Source organism: Ruegeria sp. YTSA135 (assembly GCF_059610165.1).
This window is the reverse complement of the sequence record NZ_JBXWNC010000009.1, coordinates 26,993-44,864: the sequence shown is the minus strand read 5'-3', so window position 1 is coordinate 44,864 and position 17,872 is coordinate 26,993. Positions and strand designations below refer to the sequence as shown.

Below are 17,872 nucleotides of genomic sequence, written 5' to 3'. Positions count from 1 at the left end.
CTGGCCACTTTATGTCAATATCTGCCCAATCCGCTGAAACACTGGCACTGGACGTCCTTGGTTGGCTGGTCGGCAATGATGAATTGCTGCCGGTTTTTCTTGGTTCGACCGGCGCATCAGCGCAGGACTTGCGAGACAGGGCGTCCGAGCCTGAGTTCCTGGGGTCGGTGCTTGAGTTTCTTATGCTTGACGATTCGTGGGTGATTTCTTTCTGTGACGCGAATTCCGTGTCTTATGACCTGCCCGGTCAGGCGCGTGCCGTTTTGTCAGGTGGTGCCGATATCCACTGGACCTGAAAATGCCTTGCAGGAGCAAATAATGCCCATTGACGCGATCCTTTTCGACAAGGACGGAACCCTGTTTGACTTCGCGGACACTTGGGGTGCGTTCGGGCGGAATATGGTGCTGCGCCTTGCGCAGGGGGACCATGGACGCGCGGCCCAGCTTGGACGGGCCATCGGGTTTGATTTGGAACAGGTGTCCTATGCCAAGGACAGCGTTGTTATCGCGGGAGCAATTGATGAAATCGCCGAGGTTCTGGCCCCGCATTTGCCCAATATGCCGCTGTCAGACCTCATTGATCTGCTGAACGTCGAATCGGCCTCGGCGCCGCAGGCGCAAGCTGTCCCGTTGGTTCCTTTTTTTAATGAGCTCCGGCAGGCCGGTTTGAAACTGGGTGTGGCGACCAATGATGGTGAAATGCCTGCACTGCGGCATCTGGAGTCGGTGGGCATTCGCGACTTTTTCGACTTTGTTGCAGGATATGACAGCGGGCACGGATTCAAGCCCGGTCCCGGGCAGTTGCTTGCGTTTTCCGCGCATGTTGACGTGACCCCCGAACGCGTCGCCATGGTCGGAGACAGTTTGCATGATCTGCAAGCAGGGCGCGCGGCGGGGATGACTACAGTCGCTGTTCTGACCGGAATGGCGCCGGCCGAGGTGTTGGCCCCTTGGGCGGACGTGGTTTTGCCTGATATCGGCCACATACCCGACTGGCTGGCACGAATCTGATCGCAATCGCGTTAATTTCGCCGCTTCAGGATAAGAAACCGACATAGTCTGTCGCAGACAGAGCGGCCAGACGCCTGCTTCGGGGATTGCATGTAAAAACGCAAGCTCCGGAGGATAACATGGCTGATACAAAAACTCGCAAACGTCGTGGAGGCGGACGCGCCGGAGCTGCTAAGCGCAGGGGCAGCGCGGTGATTGACCAGATGCCGTGGAACCCTCCGGTTAATATCGACAGACCGACAGAGCCGTTGGACCAGGACGGAATCGACGCGATCCATGAAGGTGCGATGCGTATCCTCGAAGAGATTGGGATCGAATTCTACAACGAAGAAGCCAAGGGAATTCTTAGGGAAGCAGGTTGTACGGTACAGGGCGACAATGTCCGTATGGGTCGAGACTTCGTCATGGAGATGGTGCGGAAGGCCCCGTCGAGCTTTACGATCACGCCGCGCAATGCGGATCGCACGATTGAAATTGGCGGAAGGAATATCGTGTTCGGCAACGTTTCTTCTCCGCCAAATTACTGGGATATGGAGATTGGCACCAAGGTTCCCGGAAACCGGGAGATGTGCCGCAACCTGTTAAAACTTACGCAGTATTTCAACTGCATACACTTTGCAGGCGGCTATCCGGTCGAGCCGGTCGACATTCACGCAAGCGTGCGGCACCTGGATGTTCTCTATGACAAGCTGACGCTGACCGACAAGGCCATGCATGCCTATTCGCTGGGTAAGGAACGCGTCGAAGACGTCATGGAGATGGTCCGCATCGCAGGTGGTTTAACCCACGAAGAATTCGAAGCCACACCACGGATGTACACCAACATCAACTCTACTTCGCCATTGAAACATGATCACCCGATGATCGACGGGTGCTTGCGATTGGCGCGGCGCGGGCAGGCGATTGTGGTTACTCCTTTCACGCTGGCCGGTGCGATGGCGCCGGTGACCATGGCCGGAGCCGTTGCGCAATCGCTGGCCGAGGCGCTGTGCGCGATTGCGTTGTTCCAATATGTACGTCCGGGAATTCCCTGCGTAATCGGCACGTTCACATCGAATGTTGATATGAAATCCGGCGCACCGGCGTTTGGTACGCCGGAATACATGCGCTCGACCCAGATGACAGGTCAGATGGCCCGGTATTACGGGCTGCCGATGCGATCTTCTGGTGTGTGTGCCGCTAACGTGCCCGACGGCCAGGCAGTGTGGGAGACGTCGAACTCCTTGTGGGCAGCCGTTCAGTCAAGGACGAACATGGTGTATCACGCGGCGGGCTGGCTTGAGGGTGGTCTGATCGCAAGCCCCGAGAAATTTATCATGGATTGTGAAGTTCTGCAGCAAATTCAACGCTATATGCAGCCCGAGATCACAGCAACCGGGCCGGACGAAATCGCGCTGGATGCCATTCGTTCAGTTGGAAACGATGGGCATTTCTTTGGTATTCAGCACACGCAGGATCGTTATACCACGGCGTTTTACCAGCCTTTCCTCAGTGACTGGAAAAACTATGAGGGTTGGAACGTCGCTGGCGGTATCTGGACAGCGGAACGCGCGCATCACATGTTCAAGGAAATCGTTACCAGTTTCGATCCGCCCGCGATGGATGAGGCCATCCGCGAGGAGCTGGCTGATTTCGTGGCCAGACGCAAGGCCGAAGGTGGAGCACCGACAGATTTCTAGTTGAAAGCCCAAGGTTTCAGCTGCGAATCTCATTCAGATTTTCTGTATCTGATGGCGCGTGTTGTGTATTTGTTAAGAACTCTGAGCCCAGAATGAGGAAGAAATTATTCTGGGGCAACTGATGCATGGTCTGATCAATCGTGCGGTGCAGTCTTTTGTGAGCGCGACATATGGGTATTCATGCTGGTTGCGCGTGACCGAGGCGGCCGAGCTTGGCTTTGTCGAGTTCGAAGCCATGCTTGTATACGACGACGATATGACCCAACGGGTGTTGGATTACCTGTGTGCCGATCTAAGGCGCCCACGTTCCGAAATACTTGAGGATTTGGGAACTTATCTGGTCTCGCACCCAAATATGGAGGGATTGCGGCGTCTGCTGCGACTTGGCGGCGCCACATATGTGGAATTCCTGCATTCGCTTGACGATTTATCCGACCGGGCCCGGCTGGCTGTCTCTGACCTTCACCTGCCCGCGCTGGAATTGGTTGAGGTGAGTCCAGCAGAATATCAGTTGTTCTGCCATCCAGGTTTGGCCGGGTACTCCAGTGTAATGGTCGGAATCCTTCGGGCCATGGCAGATGATTACGGGGCTTTGGTCATTCTGTCCCACGCCGACCAAGAACAGGAGGTCGATGTTATTTCAGTTGTTCTTATTGAAAGTGCATTTGCTGAAGGGCGCCAATTTGAGCTGGGGGGCTGCAAGTCATGATGGGTACTGACGACCTTGCAGCCCTTCTTGAAACGTTGTGTCCAATGTTTGTCTTGGTGGGGACGGACGGTCAGATTAGCCGTGTAGGACCTACCTTGCAAAAGCTGCGGCCCGATCAACCGATGGCGGGTAGAAGGTTTCTGGACGTCTTCGAACTAGTACGCCCGCGTAACGTTACAAACCTGTCTTCGCTTATGGCATCTGCAGGGGCAAAACTGCATCTAAAGTTGCGGGAAACGCCGCGTACCGCACTAAAGGGGCTGATCGCCCCGCTTCCGGATGGAAAGGGTGCGGTTATCAATCTGTCCTTCGGAATCTCGATCCTGGATGCGGTGCGCGATTATGCGCTGACCAGTGCCGACTTTTCCGGTACCGATCTGGCGATCGAACTGTTGTATCTGGTTGAGGCCAAATCCGCCGCGATGGAGGCGTCGCGATCGTTGAACCTGCGGCTTCAAGGCGCAATGCTGGCGGCCGAGGAACAGGCCGTTACCGACATGTTGACAGGGTTAAAAAACCGGCGCGCCATGGATGGAACGCTTGGGCAACTGATAACAGGACACTTACCCTTTGCCTTGATGCATCTGGACCTAGATTTTTTCAAATCCGTCAATGATCAGTTCGGGCACGCCGCAGGGGATTACGTGTTGCAACAAGCCGCCCGGATCATGGTTGAAGAAACCCGCAACGGGGATACGGTGGCGCGTATCGGTGGGGATGAGTTCGTCATTATCTTTCCTGGACTATCGGATGAAGATATTCTCTCGGCGATCGCGACGCGCCTGATCGACCGGTTGCAGGCGCCGATCTTGTTCGAGGGAAACACCTGCCGAATTTCAGCAAGCATCGGTATTGCTTTGTCCAGTCAGCTAAAACCTCCGAGAGCGGCTGAGATTTTGAATGCCGCGGACTTGGCGCTGTATGAGGCGAAAAGAACGGGCAGGTCCCGGCACTGTTTGTATTCAGTGGTTGCTGGGCGTCAGAACGGCAACGCGGAACACGGTGTTGCGTCGCAATTGTGAGCCAGACTTACGTCAAGGGTTTCGTAAACCTTCGAACACACGGGACAACCTAAAGCCGATGTGGCGCTTGATCCGGGGCAGCTCGCCAACAACCGGCATGACCTGACCTTTGAAATCCGCTGCCGCCAATTCTTGCGGGACGTCTTCAAGTACATGACCGCCTTTGCATGCAAAAAACGGCAAGCACAAGGATTGGGGGGGCAGACCAGTAGCGGCTGTGGCAATGGATGGAGGTTCCTCGACAAAGCCGGGTCGGATCGACCTGAAAGTAAGCTTGCGACCCAGATCGTCGGCAAATGCCCGCGCAACAGCTGAAGGGTTGCGACTGCGGCCAGAGCCATGTGCCGCCAGAACCAAATCCGTGTCCTGAGCGTTCCATTGGTTTTCTAGCAGCGTGTCGCGCAATGCGTCTGCAACCAAATCAGGCAGGTCGGGATCAACACCCAGTGGATCAAGAATGCGCAGGTCGCGACCGGCAAGCCGTTTGGGCAAGGCGCTGGTGACAAACCATCCTTTTGCCATGAACAGCGGATAGATCACCGCATCATCGGGCAGTTCGGATACGCGTTGCTCGAACGCTCCGGGCGCTGCAAGTGTCGCCGACGTGACAGCCACACCTTCGCAAAGGGCGTCTACCTCGGCGGCGTAGGCCGCTAACGCATGCTCGGCCGGGTCCGGGTCTGAGGGTTGGCCATGTGCGACTATAAGGGCGTTGGGCATTTGATACAGTCCTGTGTGCTTTCCCGATAGGTGTTTCCTGACGCTCTAAAGTCAATCCAAACTGGTCTGTCTCACCCCAAAAGTGTCAGCCAGAACCAGACCGTAAGGATAGAAACGCCCGTTCCGATCAAAACCGACGAAGCAGCAACCCGTTTGGCCCGGCCATACAGGCTGGCAAAGATATAAGCGTTAAAGCCCGGCGCCATCGCCGCATTCATAACGCCCGAGCGGAACAGGTCTTGCGGCAGACCCGTCGTTTTCCCGAAGGCCCACATGAGGCTTGGATGCAGCATTAGTGAGATCGCACAGACATAGGCAATTGTGCGCAGATCGCCTTCGGGCTTGTATTTGACCAGAACGCCCCCCAAGGCGAACAAGGCACCAGGCAGGGCTGCTCGGGTTATGAGCCCAAGCGCGTCGTCCAGAACCACAGGTACACCGATCCCCGAAAGATTGACGATAAACCCGAGTACGATCCCTAAGATCAAAGCGTTGCGGAACATCGCGGACAGCACCGACCGAACCATCCGCGTGCCGCCATTGCCGCGGTTCCGGATGATTTCCATCACCGTGATACCGACGCCATAGCAAAACGGGGCATGGAAGGCGATGATTGCATAATTTCCGTCCAGATTCTCGGGTCCGTAGGCGCGCTCGGTAATCGGCAAGCCCAGCAGGACCGAGTTAGAAAACAGGCAGCAAAAGCCGATGGCGACGCAGTCTTCCCAGTCGCGGCGAAAAATCAGGCGCGCCCCGAATAGTCCAGCGGTAAAGCACAGCGCAGCGGCGGAGTAAAAACTGCCCAGCAATCGAGGATCGAAACTGGCGCTGAGGTCCAGATGCGAGATCGCCAGAAACAGCAGACACGGGATCGCGAAGCCTTGGGTGAACTTCATTATCCCGTCGATGTGGAGTTCCTTGAAATACCCGGAATATGTCGCGATGTATCCGGCGCCAATCACAAGAAAAACAGGCAGGATGACTTCGATCAGGCTTTGCAGCATCTTGCCACCCTTGATGATGTTACGGGCCGTGCCCGCAGCGCTTTACAATGTCTGGTGGATCACCATGCCGTCATAGGCAGGGGTGATGTGATCGGCGGTTTCAGCCTCGACCATGGCATAGTCAAGATCGATATGCATATTGGTTAGCACCGCGCGTTTGGGCTTGAGTTGCTCGATCCATCCCAGTGTCTTTTCCAGATGCGCATGCGTGGGATGGGGCGAACGGCGCAGGGCGTCGATGATCAGCCAATCCAGCCCAGACAGCAATGGCCAGGCCTCGTCATAGATCTCGGCCACATCCGGCAGATAGACCAGATTTCCAAGACGAAACCCCAGCGAGTCGATCGAGCCGTGATTGACCTTGAAAGGGTGAAAGGGAATCGGCCCCCCGGGGCCGTTGACCTCGAACGGGCCGTCGATGGACTTCAGATCCAGAATCGGTGGATAGGGGGAGCCCTCAGGCTGGATAAACGCGTATCCGAACCGTCCCAGCAACGCGTTCTGAGTATCGCCATCGGCCCATACCGGCACCCGTTCGCGCATGTTGAAAACGATCATCCGCAGATCGTCGATACCGTGGACGTGGTCGGCATGCGAATGCGTGTAGACCACACCGTCAAGCCGTCCGGTACCGGAGCTAAGCAACTGGTTGCGCATATCGGGCGATGTGTCGATTAGAACCGAAGTCGTACCTTCGGAGCCGTCGCGTTCCACCAGCATTGAACAGCGCTGGCGGATGTTGCGGGGGTTGTTTGGGTCACAATCACCCCATTGCCCGCCCAGGCGCGGTACACCGCCGGATGAGCCACAGCCGAGAATGGTGCAGCGCAATTCCGTCATGCAACTGCCTTGTACGCTGCTGCTTTCGTAAACAGCCGGTCGAAATTGAACTGTGTTTGTGCGGCAAAGTCGGCGTAGTCCATGTTGAACACCTCGGCCCCTTTGCGGGCGGTGTGTTCTGTATAGGCCGGCTCATTGCGCTTTCCGCGATAGGGCGGTGGGGCCAGATAGGGGGCGTCGGTTTCTACCAGAACCCGGTCAACTGGGGCCATGGCGAAGATGTCGCGCAGTTCCTGGCTTTTGGGAAAGGCCGCAATACCGGACATTGACAAGTAAAACCCCAGATCCAGCGCTGCTTTGGCCAGTTCCGCCGAAGATGAGAAGCAGTGCATCACACAAGTGTAGGGCGCGTTGCGGTATTCCTCAGTCAAGATGCGCGCCATGTCCTCGTCCGCCGCGCGGGCGTGGATGATGAGCGGCAGGCCCGTGCGCTGGGCAGCCTCAATATGGATGCGCAGGGATTGCTTTTGCAGATCAGCGCTTTCGGCTGTGTAGTGATAGTCCAGCCCGGTCTCACCGATGCCCACAAATTTCGGGTGTTGGGACAGCGCAACAAGATCGGAGACAGTAGCCATTGGTTCATCCGCCGCGCTCATCGGGTGCGTACCTGCGGCGTAGAAGACGGGCGCGTGGGTCTCGGCAATTGCGCGCACGCTGGGTTCGTTGCGCAGGCGGGTGCAGATCGTAACCATGCGTGTAACACCAGCCTCGGCGGCATTGGCGATGATCTGGTCCAACTGCCCCTCAAAATCCGGGAAGTCCAGATGGCAATGGCTGTCGGTAATTTGGGGGATGTCGCTCATCTGCTCTGACCGGCGGTTTCCTGTATCTTGAACACCGTATCTAGGACCAGGGCGGCGGGGTCAAGGTTGACCGCCTGACCATGACGTGCGCGGGCAGTGATTGTCGCTGCGACCTCGGCCCATTGCCGGGCTTGCTGCGGGGAACTGGACAAGCGGGCAAGCGTTTCCGCCTCATTTGGCGCAGCTTCCGGTGACGGAGGTGCACCGGTCGCCCCCGTCAGGGCAAGTCGGGACAGCGCCACGTCGATCAGCGATAGCAACAGCTCGAACCGGTCGGCCGCCCCGCGCTGGGCGGCGGCTTCGGCCAAGGCAAGCGCGCGCTGGCGATCCATGCGCGGGAGGGTGCCCAGAATGCCAATCAATTCGGCGTAAATCTTCAGCCCGCCCAAGTTTATCAACCGTACCGCATTCCCCACGGACCCTGCAGCAAGAGCGGCAAGGTGTTCGGTCTGAGCGGGCAATTCCGCACCGGTCTGCTTTAGGGCCGCCTGCATGTCTTCGGGCCCGAGTGGGGAAAGTCGTAGGGTTCGGCAGCGTGAGCGGATGGTCGGCAATAGGCGGGATGGCTGGTGTGAGACCAGCAGCAATGTCGTGCGCGCCGGGGGTTCTTCGAGCATTTTCAGCAGGGCATTGGCCGCGCTGACATTCATCTCATCCGCCGCGTCAACGATGACAACGCGCCGACCGCCATCTGCCGAGGACAGGCCAAAGAACTTGCCAAGCTTGCGAATGTCGTCGACCACGATTTCGTTCCGCAGCCGCCCCTGATCATTCAAAGAACGTGTGATAGCCGCCAGGCCCGGTTCAGCACCTGCCTGGATACGGTGTGCAACAGGGTGGTCCGCATCGATCTCAAGCGTCTCGGGCGGCGGTGGCGCACCAAACAGCCCGTCATCCTCAACCGGAGGCGTGGCAAGCAGAAATCGCGCTATACGCCAAGCCAGCGTGGCTTTGCCCACACCGCGCGGGCCAGTCAACAGCCAGCCATGATGCAATCGATCCGAGGTGTAAGCGTCCAGAAACGCCCTTTCTGCCGCAGACTGCCCAAACAGGTGCTGGGTTTCACGCGGGTGTGGGGCTCCGGGAGCCTGATCCGGGGTTGGGATATCGTCGTTCATCTATAGTTCTGTCAAAAAGCTTGCAGAACGATATCTGTCACATCCTGTGCAACACTGTCCATGTCCCGGTTGCCGTCAATCACCCGAAAACGGTTCGGGAACTCATCTGCAAGTGCCAGGAACCCATCCCGCATCTTTTGTTGCAAGTCGAGTCCGAAGTCCTCGAACCGTTCTTCTGTACCCTGTCGCCCCTTGGCACGCGCCAATCCGGTTTGAGGGTCCATGTCGATCAAAATCGTGAGGTCGGGTTCGCGCCCTATCATCAGGGCATGCAACTGGTCCACCAGAGCGCGCAGATTCCCGCGCGACATGCCCTGATACATACGCGTGCTGTCGGCAAAACGGTCACAAATCACCACTTTACCCGCGGCAAGCGCTGGTTCGATGGTGCGCTCAAGATGATCGCGCCGTGCCGCTGTAAACAGCAACAATTCGGTCTCGGCCGACCAGCGATCAGGGTCGCCCTCCAGAACCAGACGCCGGATTTCCTCGGCCCCGGCCGATCCGCCGGGTTCGCGCGTCAGAACAACTTCGTGGCCCATTTCGCGCAGGCGATCTGCAAGAATACGTGCCTGCGAGGACTTACCTGATCCATCGATGCCTTCGAAGGTCAGAAACAACCCGGATTTTGTCACAATGCGTCCAGAGGATTGCCGATCACGTCGGTCAGAACGATGCCGCCCACGGTCATCATGCGCACTACGAACCCTCCGGCGGCAACGCTTTCCGCAGCCACCAGCGGACGTCGGATTTCTGGCAATCCTTCGGGGTTGATCACAAGTTCAGCCAGTTTCTGACCCTTTTCCACTGGGGCGTTGACAGGGCCATCATAGACCACTTCGGCCTCGATGTTTTTGTCGCCCAGAACCGGGAACAACAGCGAAAGGTCTTCTTCCGGTACCAAACCCACCGTCTTTTGGGCACCCATCCAGATCTTGGCTTCGGCTATCGGCGTGTCGGCGCTGGCAACTGTCCTCTCGACAAAATTTCGAAACGACCAGTTAACCACGGCCTCAGCCTCCTCAGCCCGTACGCGGGTGCTGTCCAGACCAGTGAGCACAAAGATCACCCTGCGATCTCCCTGCTTGGCAGAGCCGACAAGGCCATAACCAGCCTCCTGCGTATGGCCGGTTTTCAGTCCGTCAGCCCCGATCCCAAGTCTCAACAACGGGTTTCGGTTGCGTTTGTTTGAAGGCGCGCGACCATCGAATTCAAACTCTTCCTCGGCGAACAGGGGATAGTATTCCGGGAAGTCCGATATCAGCCGGTCCGCAAGAACGGCAAGGTCGTGAACCGACATCATATGCCCGGCGGCAGGCCAGCCGTTCGAATTGGCAAAGTTCGAATTGTCCATGCCCATTTGCTTGGCGCGCTGAGTCATGTAGCGGGCAAACCCGGCTTCTGTTCCGTCAGGGCTGAGCGCTTCAGCGATCACGACGCAGGCATCGTTGCCCGACAATACGATGATGCCACGCAGAAGATCTTCGACTGTGACGCGATCCTGCGTATTCAGGAACATCGTCGAGCCACCATAGCTCATCGCGTGTTCGGATACCGGCAGCGTTTCGCCAAGCGTCAGCCGGCCATCGCGCAGAGCCTCAAACGCGACGTAGAGCGTCATCAACTTGGACATCGACGCAGGAGGCAGCGGCTGGTCAGCCTCTTTCGACAACAAAACCGTACCGGTAGTCTGGTCCATGACGTAGGCCGCACGAGCAGTTGTATCAAAGGCATGGGCTGGCAGGGCACACAGGGCCAGCCCAAGGGTCAAAACAGATGATCGCAGTGAGGACAACACTGGAGCCTCCTTTGTTTCAGTTTTTGACGGAGTATGCATCGGTAAAGCCAAGGTCCCTGACATCACTCTGCAGCGCATTTCGTTCAGCACGGGACGACGCCGGGCCGACCAGCACGCGCCAGACCGTCTTGTCGCCAGACTTTAACTGCCGCACATCGGCAGAAATTCCGTTCCGTTCAATTTTCTGGGCCGCGCTTTGGGCGTTGGCTTCGACATTAAAAGTCCCAACTTGCACGAATGGCTTTGTCAGTGACCGTGGCGACGCGTTCTGAGTTGCTGCCGACGTTGCACCGGCCGAGGTCGGCTCTGCCGCATCAATCGCGGCTGCTGCGCCTGCAATCGGGTCCAGCGGAGTTTCGGTGATCTCGTCTGGTTTTTTCCTTTGCCACCATTTCTGTTTGGCCGATTTTTCCTGTGGTGGCGTGACTTCGGGGTCCGACAAGTTCGCGGACGAAGTTTCTTGGGCTGTGGCTTCAACCACCTCTTCTGCGGCCTCAACTGTCGACGCTGTGGCCTCTGCCGCCGCCTCGGTAGTTTCTTCGGCAACCTCGGCTGTCGCCCCGGCAGCAACAGCCCCTGCCGCCGCGCCAGCAGCTACGGTTTCTTTCCTTTGCCACCATTTCCGTTTGGCCGGTTTCTCTTCTTTCGCCTCGGCCGTTTCAACATCTTCATTTTGCGCTTCGGCCTCGTCGGCAATCGGCTGCTGCTTGGCGACTTCGGTTTCTTCCGGCTCGGGTACTTCTTCGACAGGTTTACGCCTTAGGGCGACAACCTCAATCTTGGTTGGAGCACCAGCCAGAATACCCAACTCTTCCGCCGCGGCAGAAGACAGTTGCAAAGCGGGGCCAGGCAAATTTCTTTCCCTCCGGAACAAAGCCCCGTTTACGGATTTATTGTTGGTGGTGTTCTTTATCACGACGCGTTCAGGTTGGGTCACGTCCGGATGCGCAACCCAGATGCCACCAAGTGAAGGACGACCATCCCACAATCCGGCTTCTGCCACGCTGAAAACGTCCGGCGCCTCGATTGTATCCCCAGACCTGTCAGAAAACTCGGGGAAAAGTTCGATGGTTCCATCGGTCTGCGTATCTTCATCCGTTGCGTCTGCCGAAGCCCCTTCAATCGATGGCAGCTCATCGCATGCGGTCAGAACTGCCAACGCAACGGCAAATACCGCCAACGATCGCGGATTTGCGCGTATCTCAGTCGCTCGCTTCATTTTGTCATCCCTTGCCTGAAGGGGTCTCGTATCCAGAGCCCCGCCGCCATTTGCCGGTTCTGTCATGCCGGTCTGTTACGGTCCTCGTGAAAACCATAACGCGGGCGGGGTGTCATGGAAAGACCGCTATACATGCTTCGGCAAGAATTCCCTATTTACTCTTGCCACCGATTTCAGTTGGCCTTAAGACCCAGCAGCACGCGGGGAGGTGGCAGAGTGGTCGAATGCGGCGGTCTTGAAAACCGTTGGGCGTGAGAGCGTCCCCAGGGTTCGAATCCCTGTCTCCCCGCCACCCATACCCGTCTCATTTCATTTGTGTTTTCTGGTCCGAAATTGTGCCGTAATTCCCGCGCGTTGGCGCGTGCGCAGTCAATAAGAGACGGAGCAGACCGTACACTCAGAGTACAATTCAGGCCCCGGTCTCAGTGGCGCATTTTGGCGGGGTCGCTTTGGATTGGATTTCCCTGATAACCGGCAATGAACAGGGAATTTTCGTAAAACGGGTCTGGTACTCAGTATTTCACGTGTCAGAACTGTATGTTTTTCAGTGGCTTATGTTGCAAATTCCCTAAAGATTGGAACAGGGAATTCTCTCGCGCGAACAGGGAATTGTTCCGCCGGAACAGGGAGGGTGATGCCCGCAGCCCAGCGCCATAGGAAATACTGAGCGCGGCAAGGTACTTGAGCCCGGGACCGGGCGCGACGGCCAGAAGCTCGGAAACCTCTTCGACGCTGAGCACTGCGGGCAGTTTGCGCGGTTCGGTCCGGAACTGCATGTACCGCTTCATCTCCTCGCGCCCGCAGGTCATAAAAAAAGAAGCGCAGTGCGGTGATGCGCGCGTTGTAAACCGACGGCGAGACCTCGGCATTCGTCATGTGAAGCTGGTAGGCCCGAAGCTCCTCCGGCGTGGCCGTATCGGGCGAGCGCCCCAGAAACGCAGCGAACTCCTTCAACGCACGAATGTGCGCACGTTGGGATTTGTCTCCCAAACCCCGAATACGCATGTCCTCGATCATCCGCTCGCGCAGCGGCGTGGTTCTCTCCTCTGTCATCGGAACCTCCTGTCTGTCGACTGAGAAAGCCCCAATCGTCAGACAGGTTGATCAGTTCGCAAAATGCCCGGCTTCAGGAGTGACGCGCACCGTCGGCCACAAGCGCCATTGCCGCGCGAGCGGCTTCGTCCCAGAGCCCAATGCAGACATTTGGTTCAAGCGCAGCATCTGTCGAAAAGGACTAGAAACGTTTATTCGCTGCGTCCTGCGCCTTGGTTCGCGAAGCAAAGTTAAGCCGCCATTGCATTTTCATTCTGTACTAGTCCACACTGTCTCTCCGTGAACAGTAAAGGGAGACCCCGATGAGCAAAGAAACGATCGGATTTGTTGGTGTTGGCTTGATGGGTCAAGGTATGGCCTCAAATCTGCTAAAAGCCGGCTTCACAGTTAATGTGATTGCTCATCGAAACCGTGGACCTGTCGATGAGTTAGTCGCTCAGGGTGCGACGGAGGCGGAAAACTTCGCGGAGCTTGCAGCAGTGTCATCAGTTATCCATGTTTGTGCGCCCGGTTCTCCTCAGGTCGAGGCAATCGTGGCAGCCATGATGCCGTCCATGCAGGCCGGTAGCGTCATTGTAGACTGCTCCACGTCTGATCCGAATTCCACTATGGTACTCGCAAAAAAGTTGGCGCAGGCCGGTCACCATATGGCGGACGCGCCTTTGGGCGGGACGCCCGTACAAGCACAGAACGGAGAGCTGGCGACCATGGTCGGCGCTGAACTAGATGTTTTTGAACGGTTGAAGCCTGTTATCGCAGCTTGGGCAAAGACCATCGTTCACATTGGCCCATGTGCTGCAGGGCACAAAATGAAGCTTTTGAATAACTTTCTCTCATTAGGATACGCGGCGCTTTATTCGGAAGCGTTGGCACTGTCCGAAAAAGTCGGAATTTCCACCAAGGAATTCGACTCGGTTATTCGCGGCAGCAGGATGGATTGCGGGTTTTACCGGACCTTCATGGGTTACGCCGTTGAAGGTAATCGAGAGTCCCACAAATTCACTTTATCAAATGCTCTAAAAGATTTGCGCTACCTTGAAGCTATGGCAGATGAAGTAGGGCTGTCGAATCCAATCGGAAACGCTGCAAAAAACAGTTTCGCCATGGCGCTCGCCGCTGGAGGTGACGGACCGAACGACTATGTTCCTCACCTTGTCGATTTCGTGGCCAAAAGAAACGGTGTATCCAAGGCGTAATTCTGGTCGCATTGCGCACGCAGGTAAAAGCGAACTCTTTAAGATGCGGGAACAAGGATTTCAGGTAGTCACGCCAATCATGTTGAGGATCAGAACTGAGAAGATTTTTGCCTTGGCGTTTGAATTGAAGGTTTCATCCTGCGTCATTTCCTTCTTAACATCAACGCCTTCGTAAAACCGCGCTACTAACTCTGACGTCGTTAAATTCACAGAGTGGTTGTCGTTTGTTACGTTGAAAACCTGATAACTCAAATCACGGATGCTCACGAACTGTTGGCGCGCGGAGCAAAAACCAATCAATTGACCTCCTCCAAACCGCTTCCCAATGCGGCCTGCTGACGTTTAGTTGAGCTCAACTGGCGGGCTGAATGAAAAGGCGCGGGACTTCTTTGCCAAGTCACTCACGCAACATTAAAAAAAGAATAATGAAATACTTTCTCCAGACCCCAAGTGCCAGAGCAATCCTGATGGCACTCTTCATAATCATTGTTGTGAGGGTGTGCAGCCATGAAGGAGCTGGATACCAAGAGCCTGATAAAGAGTATTGGGACGGCAGAGGCAGGCCCTAACCCGCACTGCCACACCCTTATGTGTCTTCTTTCCGCTCATAAGCTGTCATCTGAGAAAATAGTCAGATGACCAAGTTGAGCCCAGAGGTGCCGAGTTGCTGCGTGGCGGCGAATGTCGGCTTCGATTAACATCGTTGACGATCAATTAACTCCGAGTGTTCACTACATCCAAGCTTTGCAGGAGAGTGAGATGCAAGAGTCCGAACAGTCTGACACCTTCGCTGCATTGGAGAAGCGTGAGTGGGCTACAGCAAATGTGGCGAAGTCCTATGCGCAAGTATTTGCAAAAGCTGCAGATATGGTGGTGCCAACCTTGGTAAAGGCGGTTGAAGCTCGTTCGGGTATCGAAGCGCTCGATCTGTGCTGCGGTCACGGGAATGTAACCGAAGGTCTGATCAACGCTGGTGCCAGTGTAACGGGAGTGGATTTCTCGCCTACCATGCTGGAGATGGCCCGGTCGGCAGTTCCAGAGGCCAAGTTCGTTGAAGGCGACGCGATGGCGTTGGACTTCGACGATGGCACCTTCGACACCGTGACAATTGGATTTGGAATACCGCATGTCCCTGATCCGCCGAGAGTATTTGCTGAAGCCCGCCGCGTGCTTCGTTCGGGAGGGCGCCTCGCGTTTTCGGTTTGGTGTGGCCCGGAAGTGGATACGGCACTTGGATATGTCTTTGGTGCAATCGGCAAATACGGAGCCCCGGATATTGTATTGCCGCCAGGACCCGGGGCTAATGATTATGCTGATCCGGAAAACGCCTTTCCAGCGCTTCTGAAAGCAGGCTTCGCCAATTTCCAGCAATCCAAAGTCGCTTCGGAGTGGGTGGTTGGTGACCCCGGCGCACCGTTCGATTTCTTCTTGGAGGGCACTGCACGGGGCGGTGCGTTGCTGCGTCCTCAGCCGCCGGACAATGCAGCGGCGATTAGGAAGGCAGTTATATCACAAGTCTTAGAAAGACATGGTTCAGGACCCGAATGGGTGGTGCCAATTCCTGCCGTCGTAACCGCGGCGGAAGCGGTTTAGGAACCGCGGGTTGGTGTAAGGACGTTGTTCAAAGCTGACCTTGATTTTCTTGCGAAAACGGCAGCTTCGTCCGCAACTCGGTCGTTGAACCAATTTCTGTGAACTTCCAGTCTTGGCAGGAGCAGTCATTCCGCGCTGACAAAGCGTATCGACGGGTTCCAACGGCCGCTTTCCCCCGAACCGCCCGCCGCCCGAGATTAGTGCAACGACCGGGTACCGGGACTGAACTGACGTCGAACGAATTAACCGCGTGGGTATGGGGATCCCACGCGGCCTGACAAGATGAAAAATAGTCGCTTTAACTCACGCCGAATATCATAAGGGCATAAATTCACCGACTCAACGAAATGCCGGTGTTGGGTGCTTTGGAGGCTGATATTTAAGCAGTAACGGCATCAATGCTGTCCAACAGGACCCTTTTGTTCCGGTTTACTTGGCAAAAGATGCTTGGGAGATTAATGGCCAACGTTTTCACGCGCGTTAAGGTCTGCTCCGATGGCAGAACTTATTTGGACGCTACGTTTGCCGGCGGTTCCAAACCTGAGATTTCGAGGATCAATTTGCGACGGATTGCTACTGCGAGATCGTCTTCATTCGCCGCAGTTACGACAAAGGCGCCAATACCACCGATTATCCGCTGTTCGTAGATCTTGGCGAGATCCGGATAACGGGCCGGCGTGTCGCAAAACCGGCAAAGGATTGGAAGCCCGTTGATCGTTATGCCAGACGCAACCACTTCCTCTCGTGCGGTTGATATCAAGGGTCCTGAAAAACTGTTCGGACTGTCACCCGAGAAATCTATAACTTTTCTCCAACCTTCAAAATCGTTCTGCTCTATGAGCCTCTTCGCGTCGAGCAAGGCTGCCCCGATTGCATTTCGCCCATAGGCCTGCCGAGGCGGGCCTATTAATGCGTCAGCAAAAACCTGTGCGCTTTTTGCTCCATTGATCTTAGTCCAATCGACAACAACTGCGGTATTCGCCGCCCACTCAACATAGGTCACCGCTATGGCGCCATAAGCTGATTCCTGTATTGCAGTAAGCACGCGAGGATCGGTGATTGCGTCAGCGTATCCTTGGCGCTGAAACTCGATTTCCGCCTCGGTTATTGAACCGGAAGCATCTGCCAGCAAAACGAGTTCAAGCTCCACCTCTTCTGAAAGAGCAGGCAGACCTAATAGGATGAAAAGCACGGACAGGATACGCATACAGAAAGGGTAGCGTATCTCTACAACTTTGAAACCGCTTAACGCCTGATAAGAGTTTTTGTCCTAACAACTTAAATTCCACCCAGTTGGTGGGTGGCAACGAAAGAATCCGAACCGTCGAACCCGTCAGGCCTCGACCTTCAACAAATCTGCTTTACCTCTCGTTCATGCGTTGGATTGCAGTTCTACTTCTCTTTGTTCCCGGGATCGCGTACTCGAATGACTGGGACTCTTTCTCCGAGCCTGGTGCAATCGCGATTATGCGTCATGCGCTTGCTCCTGGCACGGGTGACCCGGCAAACTTCGAAATTGGTGATTGCGCGACACAGAGGAACTTAGACGAGCGTGGTCGGGAGCAAGCACGAGCCATCGGCGCTGCATTTCAGGAGCGGGGCATTAATTTCGACGCAGTGCTCAGCAGCCAGTGGTGCCGAACTCTCGAAACGGCTGAACTGCTCAATGTGGGACGCGTCAGTGAAGCTCCACCCCTCAACTCATTCTTTGGTGATTATTCGACACGGGACAGCCAGACAATCCAGACACGCAACCTGATCGCTGAAACCTCGGGTTGTTTGATGCTTGTCACCCATCAGGTGAATATTTTCGCCCTCACGGGGCAGACCACGCGATCCGGCGAGGTTCTCATAATTCGATCCACAGCAAATGGCGTCGAAGTTCTTGGCAGCATTATGATACAGCCGTAATTCAAGCGGTTGAAGCAAAGCTTACGTCCACCCGTGGCCAATTGAGATTTTTCAACCATTTTCTAATCCATTTATTTGGTCTTGTCAGAAGAACATGGGTTGAGGAGGGCAAGCAGACACGCTCCGTCGCTCTCGCGGAATGACGCGAACTTGTTCTGGCATAAAGGGTGGCTCTACTGGCCTAGGTGAGACTGGT

18 protein-coding genes, 1 tRNA gene and 1 pseudogene are annotated in these 17,872 nt (G+C 56.0%); 9 read left to right on the top strand and 11 right to left on the bottom strand.

Going from position 1 to position 17,872, the window contains the following annotated elements; translation table 11 throughout:
- Window positions 1–11: 11 nt before the first annotated feature.
- From AC2FIT_RS13270 to AC2FIT_RS13250, 5 genes are all read left to right on the top strand, one after another.
- A complete protein-coding gene (locus AC2FIT_RS13270; RefSeq protein ID WP_068335495.1) occupies window positions 12–296 on the top strand; it encodes a DUF3572 domain-containing protein in 285 nt (94 codons plus the stop codon).
- Between the two features lie 22 nt (window positions 297–318).
- On the top strand, window positions 319–1,011 hold the full coding sequence (locus AC2FIT_RS13265) for an HAD family hydrolase (RefSeq protein ID WP_496830161.1): 693 nt from the start codon (window positions 319–321) through the stop codon (window positions 1,009–1,011).
- Between the two features lie 119 nt (window positions 1,012–1,130).
- The gene (locus AC2FIT_RS13260; RefSeq protein WP_496830159.1) at window positions 1,131–2,690 is read left to right on the top strand and encodes a trimethylamine methyltransferase family protein; all 1,560 of its coding nucleotides are present in this window, start codon (window positions 1,131–1,133) and stop codon (window positions 2,688–2,690) included.
- A gap of 121 nt (window positions 2,691–2,811) precedes the next feature.
- Window positions 2,812–3,399, top strand: coding sequence for a heme NO-binding domain-containing protein (locus AC2FIT_RS13255; protein ID WP_496830157.1), 588 nt, complete (start codon window positions 2,812–2,814; stop codon window positions 3,397–3,399).
- Window positions 3,396–4,421 carry a GGDEF domain-containing protein gene (locus tag AC2FIT_RS13250; protein WP_496830154.1) on the top strand — a complete coding sequence of 342 codons (1,026 nt, stop codon included), beginning with the start codon at window positions 3,396–3,398 and terminating at the stop codon, window positions 4,419–4,421. Before AC2FIT_RS13255 ends, AC2FIT_RS13250 begins: the two co-directional genes overlap by 4 nt.
- Before the next feature lie 12 nt (window positions 4,422–4,433).
- Here AC2FIT_RS13250 and AC2FIT_RS13245 read toward each other — a convergent pair whose 3' ends face one another.
- From AC2FIT_RS13245 to AC2FIT_RS13210, 8 genes are all read right to left on the bottom strand, one after another.
- Window positions 4,434–5,141: a CbiX/SirB N-terminal domain-containing protein gene (locus AC2FIT_RS13245; RefSeq protein WP_496830153.1), complete on the bottom strand. Its 708-nt coding sequence runs from the start codon at window positions 5,139–5,141 to the stop codon at window positions 4,434–4,436.
- A gap of 71 nt (window positions 5,142–5,212) precedes the next feature.
- Entirely contained in the window at window positions 5,213–6,145 is a 933-nt protein-coding gene (locus AC2FIT_RS13240) for an AEC family transporter (protein ID WP_496830151.1), read from the bottom strand.
- A 42-nt stretch (window positions 6,146–6,187) separates the two neighbouring features.
- On the bottom strand, window positions 6,188–6,985 hold the full coding sequence (locus AC2FIT_RS13235; RefSeq protein WP_496830149.1) for an MBL fold metallo-hydrolase: 798 nt from the start codon (window positions 6,983–6,985) through the stop codon (window positions 6,188–6,190).
- Window positions 6,982–7,788, bottom strand: coding sequence for a TatD family hydrolase (locus AC2FIT_RS13230; RefSeq protein WP_496830147.1), 807 nt, complete (start codon window positions 7,786–7,788; stop codon window positions 6,982–6,984). The genes AC2FIT_RS13235 and AC2FIT_RS13230 overlap by 4 nt, the downstream gene beginning before the upstream one ends.
- Window positions 7,785–8,906, bottom strand: coding sequence for a DNA polymerase III subunit delta' (locus tag AC2FIT_RS13225; protein ID WP_496830145.1), 1,122 nt, complete (start codon window positions 8,904–8,906; stop codon window positions 7,785–7,787). Before AC2FIT_RS13225 ends, AC2FIT_RS13230 begins: the two co-directional genes overlap by 4 nt.
- A gap of 11 nt (window positions 8,907–8,917) precedes the next feature.
- Window positions 8,918–9,541, bottom strand: coding sequence for a dTMP kinase (gene tmk, locus AC2FIT_RS13220; RefSeq protein WP_496830143.1), 624 nt, complete (start codon window positions 9,539–9,541; stop codon window positions 8,918–8,920).
- On the bottom strand, window positions 9,538–10,704 hold the full coding sequence (locus AC2FIT_RS13215) for a D-alanyl-D-alanine carboxypeptidase family protein (RefSeq protein ID WP_496830141.1): 1,167 nt from the start codon (window positions 10,702–10,704) through the stop codon (window positions 9,538–9,540). The genes tmk and AC2FIT_RS13215 overlap by 4 nt, the downstream gene beginning before the upstream one ends.
- Window positions 10,705–10,720: 16 nt before the next feature.
- Window positions 10,721–11,923, bottom strand: a complete 1,203-nt coding sequence (locus AC2FIT_RS13210; RefSeq protein WP_496830139.1) for an SPOR domain-containing protein — start codon at window positions 11,921–11,923, stop codon at window positions 10,721–10,723.
- A gap of 202 nt (window positions 11,924–12,125) precedes the next feature.
- Between AC2FIT_RS13210 and AC2FIT_RS13205 the strand changes: the two genes are divergently transcribed.
- Window positions 12,126–12,215, top strand: a tRNA-Ser gene (locus tag AC2FIT_RS13205).
- A 340-nt stretch (window positions 12,216–12,555) separates the two neighbouring features.
- Here AC2FIT_RS13205 and AC2FIT_RS13200 read toward each other — a convergent pair.
- Window positions 12,556–12,976 (bottom strand): annotated as a pseudogene (locus AC2FIT_RS13200) (tyrosine-type recombinase/integrase); the annotation flags it as partial.
- A gap of 302 nt (window positions 12,977–13,278) precedes the next feature.
- On the opposite strand from AC2FIT_RS13200, the gene AC2FIT_RS13195 reads away from it, so the two are divergent.
- The gene (locus AC2FIT_RS13195; protein ID WP_496830137.1) at window positions 13,279–14,172 is read left to right on the top strand and encodes an NAD(P)-dependent oxidoreductase; all 894 of its coding nucleotides are present in this window, start codon (window positions 13,279–13,281) and stop codon (window positions 14,170–14,172) included.
- A 60-nt stretch (window positions 14,173–14,232) separates the two neighbouring features.
- On the opposite strand, the gene AC2FIT_RS13190 is transcribed toward AC2FIT_RS13195, so the two are convergent.
- The gene (locus AC2FIT_RS13190) at window positions 14,233–14,472 is read right to left on the bottom strand and encodes a hypothetical protein (RefSeq protein ID WP_496830135.1); all 240 of its coding nucleotides are present in this window, start codon (window positions 14,470–14,472) and stop codon (window positions 14,233–14,235) included.
- Between the two features lie 459 nt (window positions 14,473–14,931).
- Here AC2FIT_RS13190 and AC2FIT_RS13185 point away from each other — a divergent pair, with 459 nt between their 5' ends.
- On the top strand, window positions 14,932–15,765 hold the full coding sequence (locus AC2FIT_RS13185; protein ID WP_496830133.1) for a class I SAM-dependent methyltransferase: 834 nt from the start codon (window positions 14,932–14,934) through the stop codon (window positions 15,763–15,765).
- Between the two features lie 505 nt (window positions 15,766–16,270).
- Here the strand turns inward: AC2FIT_RS13185 and AC2FIT_RS13180 are convergent.
- Window positions 16,271–16,972: a DUF1194 domain-containing protein gene (locus AC2FIT_RS13180; protein ID WP_496830131.1), complete on the bottom strand. Its 702-nt coding sequence runs from the start codon at window positions 16,970–16,972 to the stop codon at window positions 16,271–16,273.
- Window positions 16,973–17,139: 167 nt separating this feature from the next.
- On the opposite strand from AC2FIT_RS13180, the gene AC2FIT_RS13175 reads away from it, so the two are divergent.
- On the top strand, window positions 17,140–17,676 hold the full coding sequence (locus tag AC2FIT_RS13175; protein WP_496830129.1) for a histidine phosphatase family protein: 537 nt from the start codon (window positions 17,140–17,142) through the stop codon (window positions 17,674–17,676).
- The last annotated feature ends 196 nt before the right edge of the window (window positions 17,677–17,872 follow it).

Excerpts from the sequence above, each read along its gene's own strand:
- AC2FIT_RS13270 (WP_068335495.1), top strand. The coding sequence starts at position 12 with ATGTCAATATCTGCCCAATCCGCTGAAACACTGGCACTGGACGTCCTT.
- AC2FIT_RS13265 (WP_496830161.1), top strand. The coding sequence starts at position 319 with ATGCCCATTGACGCGATCCTTTTCGACAAGGACGGAACCCTGTTTGAC.
- AC2FIT_RS13260 (WP_496830159.1), top strand. The coding sequence starts at position 1,131 with ATGGCTGATACAAAAACTCGCAAACGTCGTGGAGGCGGACGCGCCGGA.
- AC2FIT_RS13255 (WP_496830157.1), top strand. The coding sequence starts at position 2,812 with ATGCATGGTCTGATCAATCGTGCGGTGCAGTCTTTTGTGAGCGCGACA.
- AC2FIT_RS13250 (WP_496830154.1), top strand. The coding sequence starts at position 3,396 with ATGATGGGTACTGACGACCTTGCAGCCCTTCTTGAAACGTTGTGTCCA.
- AC2FIT_RS13245 (WP_496830153.1), bottom strand. The coding sequence starts at position 5,141 with ATGCCCAACGCCCTTATAGTCGCACATGGCCAACCCTCAGACCCGGAC.
- AC2FIT_RS13240 (WP_496830151.1), bottom strand. The coding sequence starts at position 6,145 with ATGCTGCAAAGCCTGATCGAAGTCATCCTGCCTGTTTTTCTTGTGATT.
- AC2FIT_RS13235 (WP_496830149.1), bottom strand. The coding sequence starts at position 6,985 with ATGACGGAATTGCGCTGCACCATTCTCGGCTGTGGCTCATCCGGCGGT.
- AC2FIT_RS13230 (WP_496830147.1), bottom strand. The coding sequence starts at position 7,788 with ATGAGCGACATCCCCCAAATTACCGACAGCCATTGCCATCTGGACTTC.
- AC2FIT_RS13225 (WP_496830145.1), bottom strand. The coding sequence starts at position 8,906 with ATGAACGACGATATCCCAACCCCGGATCAGGCTCCCGGAGCCCCACAC.
- AC2FIT_RS13210 (WP_496830139.1), bottom strand. The coding sequence starts at position 11,923 with ATGAAGCGAGCGACTGAGATACGCGCAAATCCGCGATCGTTGGCGGTA.
- AC2FIT_RS13195 (WP_496830137.1), top strand. The coding sequence starts at position 13,279 with ATGAGCAAAGAAACGATCGGATTTGTTGGTGTTGGCTTGATGGGTCAA.
- AC2FIT_RS13185 (WP_496830133.1), top strand. The coding sequence starts at position 14,932 with ATGCAAGAGTCCGAACAGTCTGACACCTTCGCTGCATTGGAGAAGCGT.
- AC2FIT_RS13180 (WP_496830131.1), bottom strand. The coding sequence starts at position 16,972 with ATGCGTATCCTGTCCGTGCTTTTCATCCTATTAGGTCTGCCTGCTCTT.
- AC2FIT_RS13175 (WP_496830129.1), top strand. The coding sequence starts at position 17,140 with ATGCGTTGGATTGCAGTTCTACTTCTCTTTGTTCCCGGGATCGCGTAC.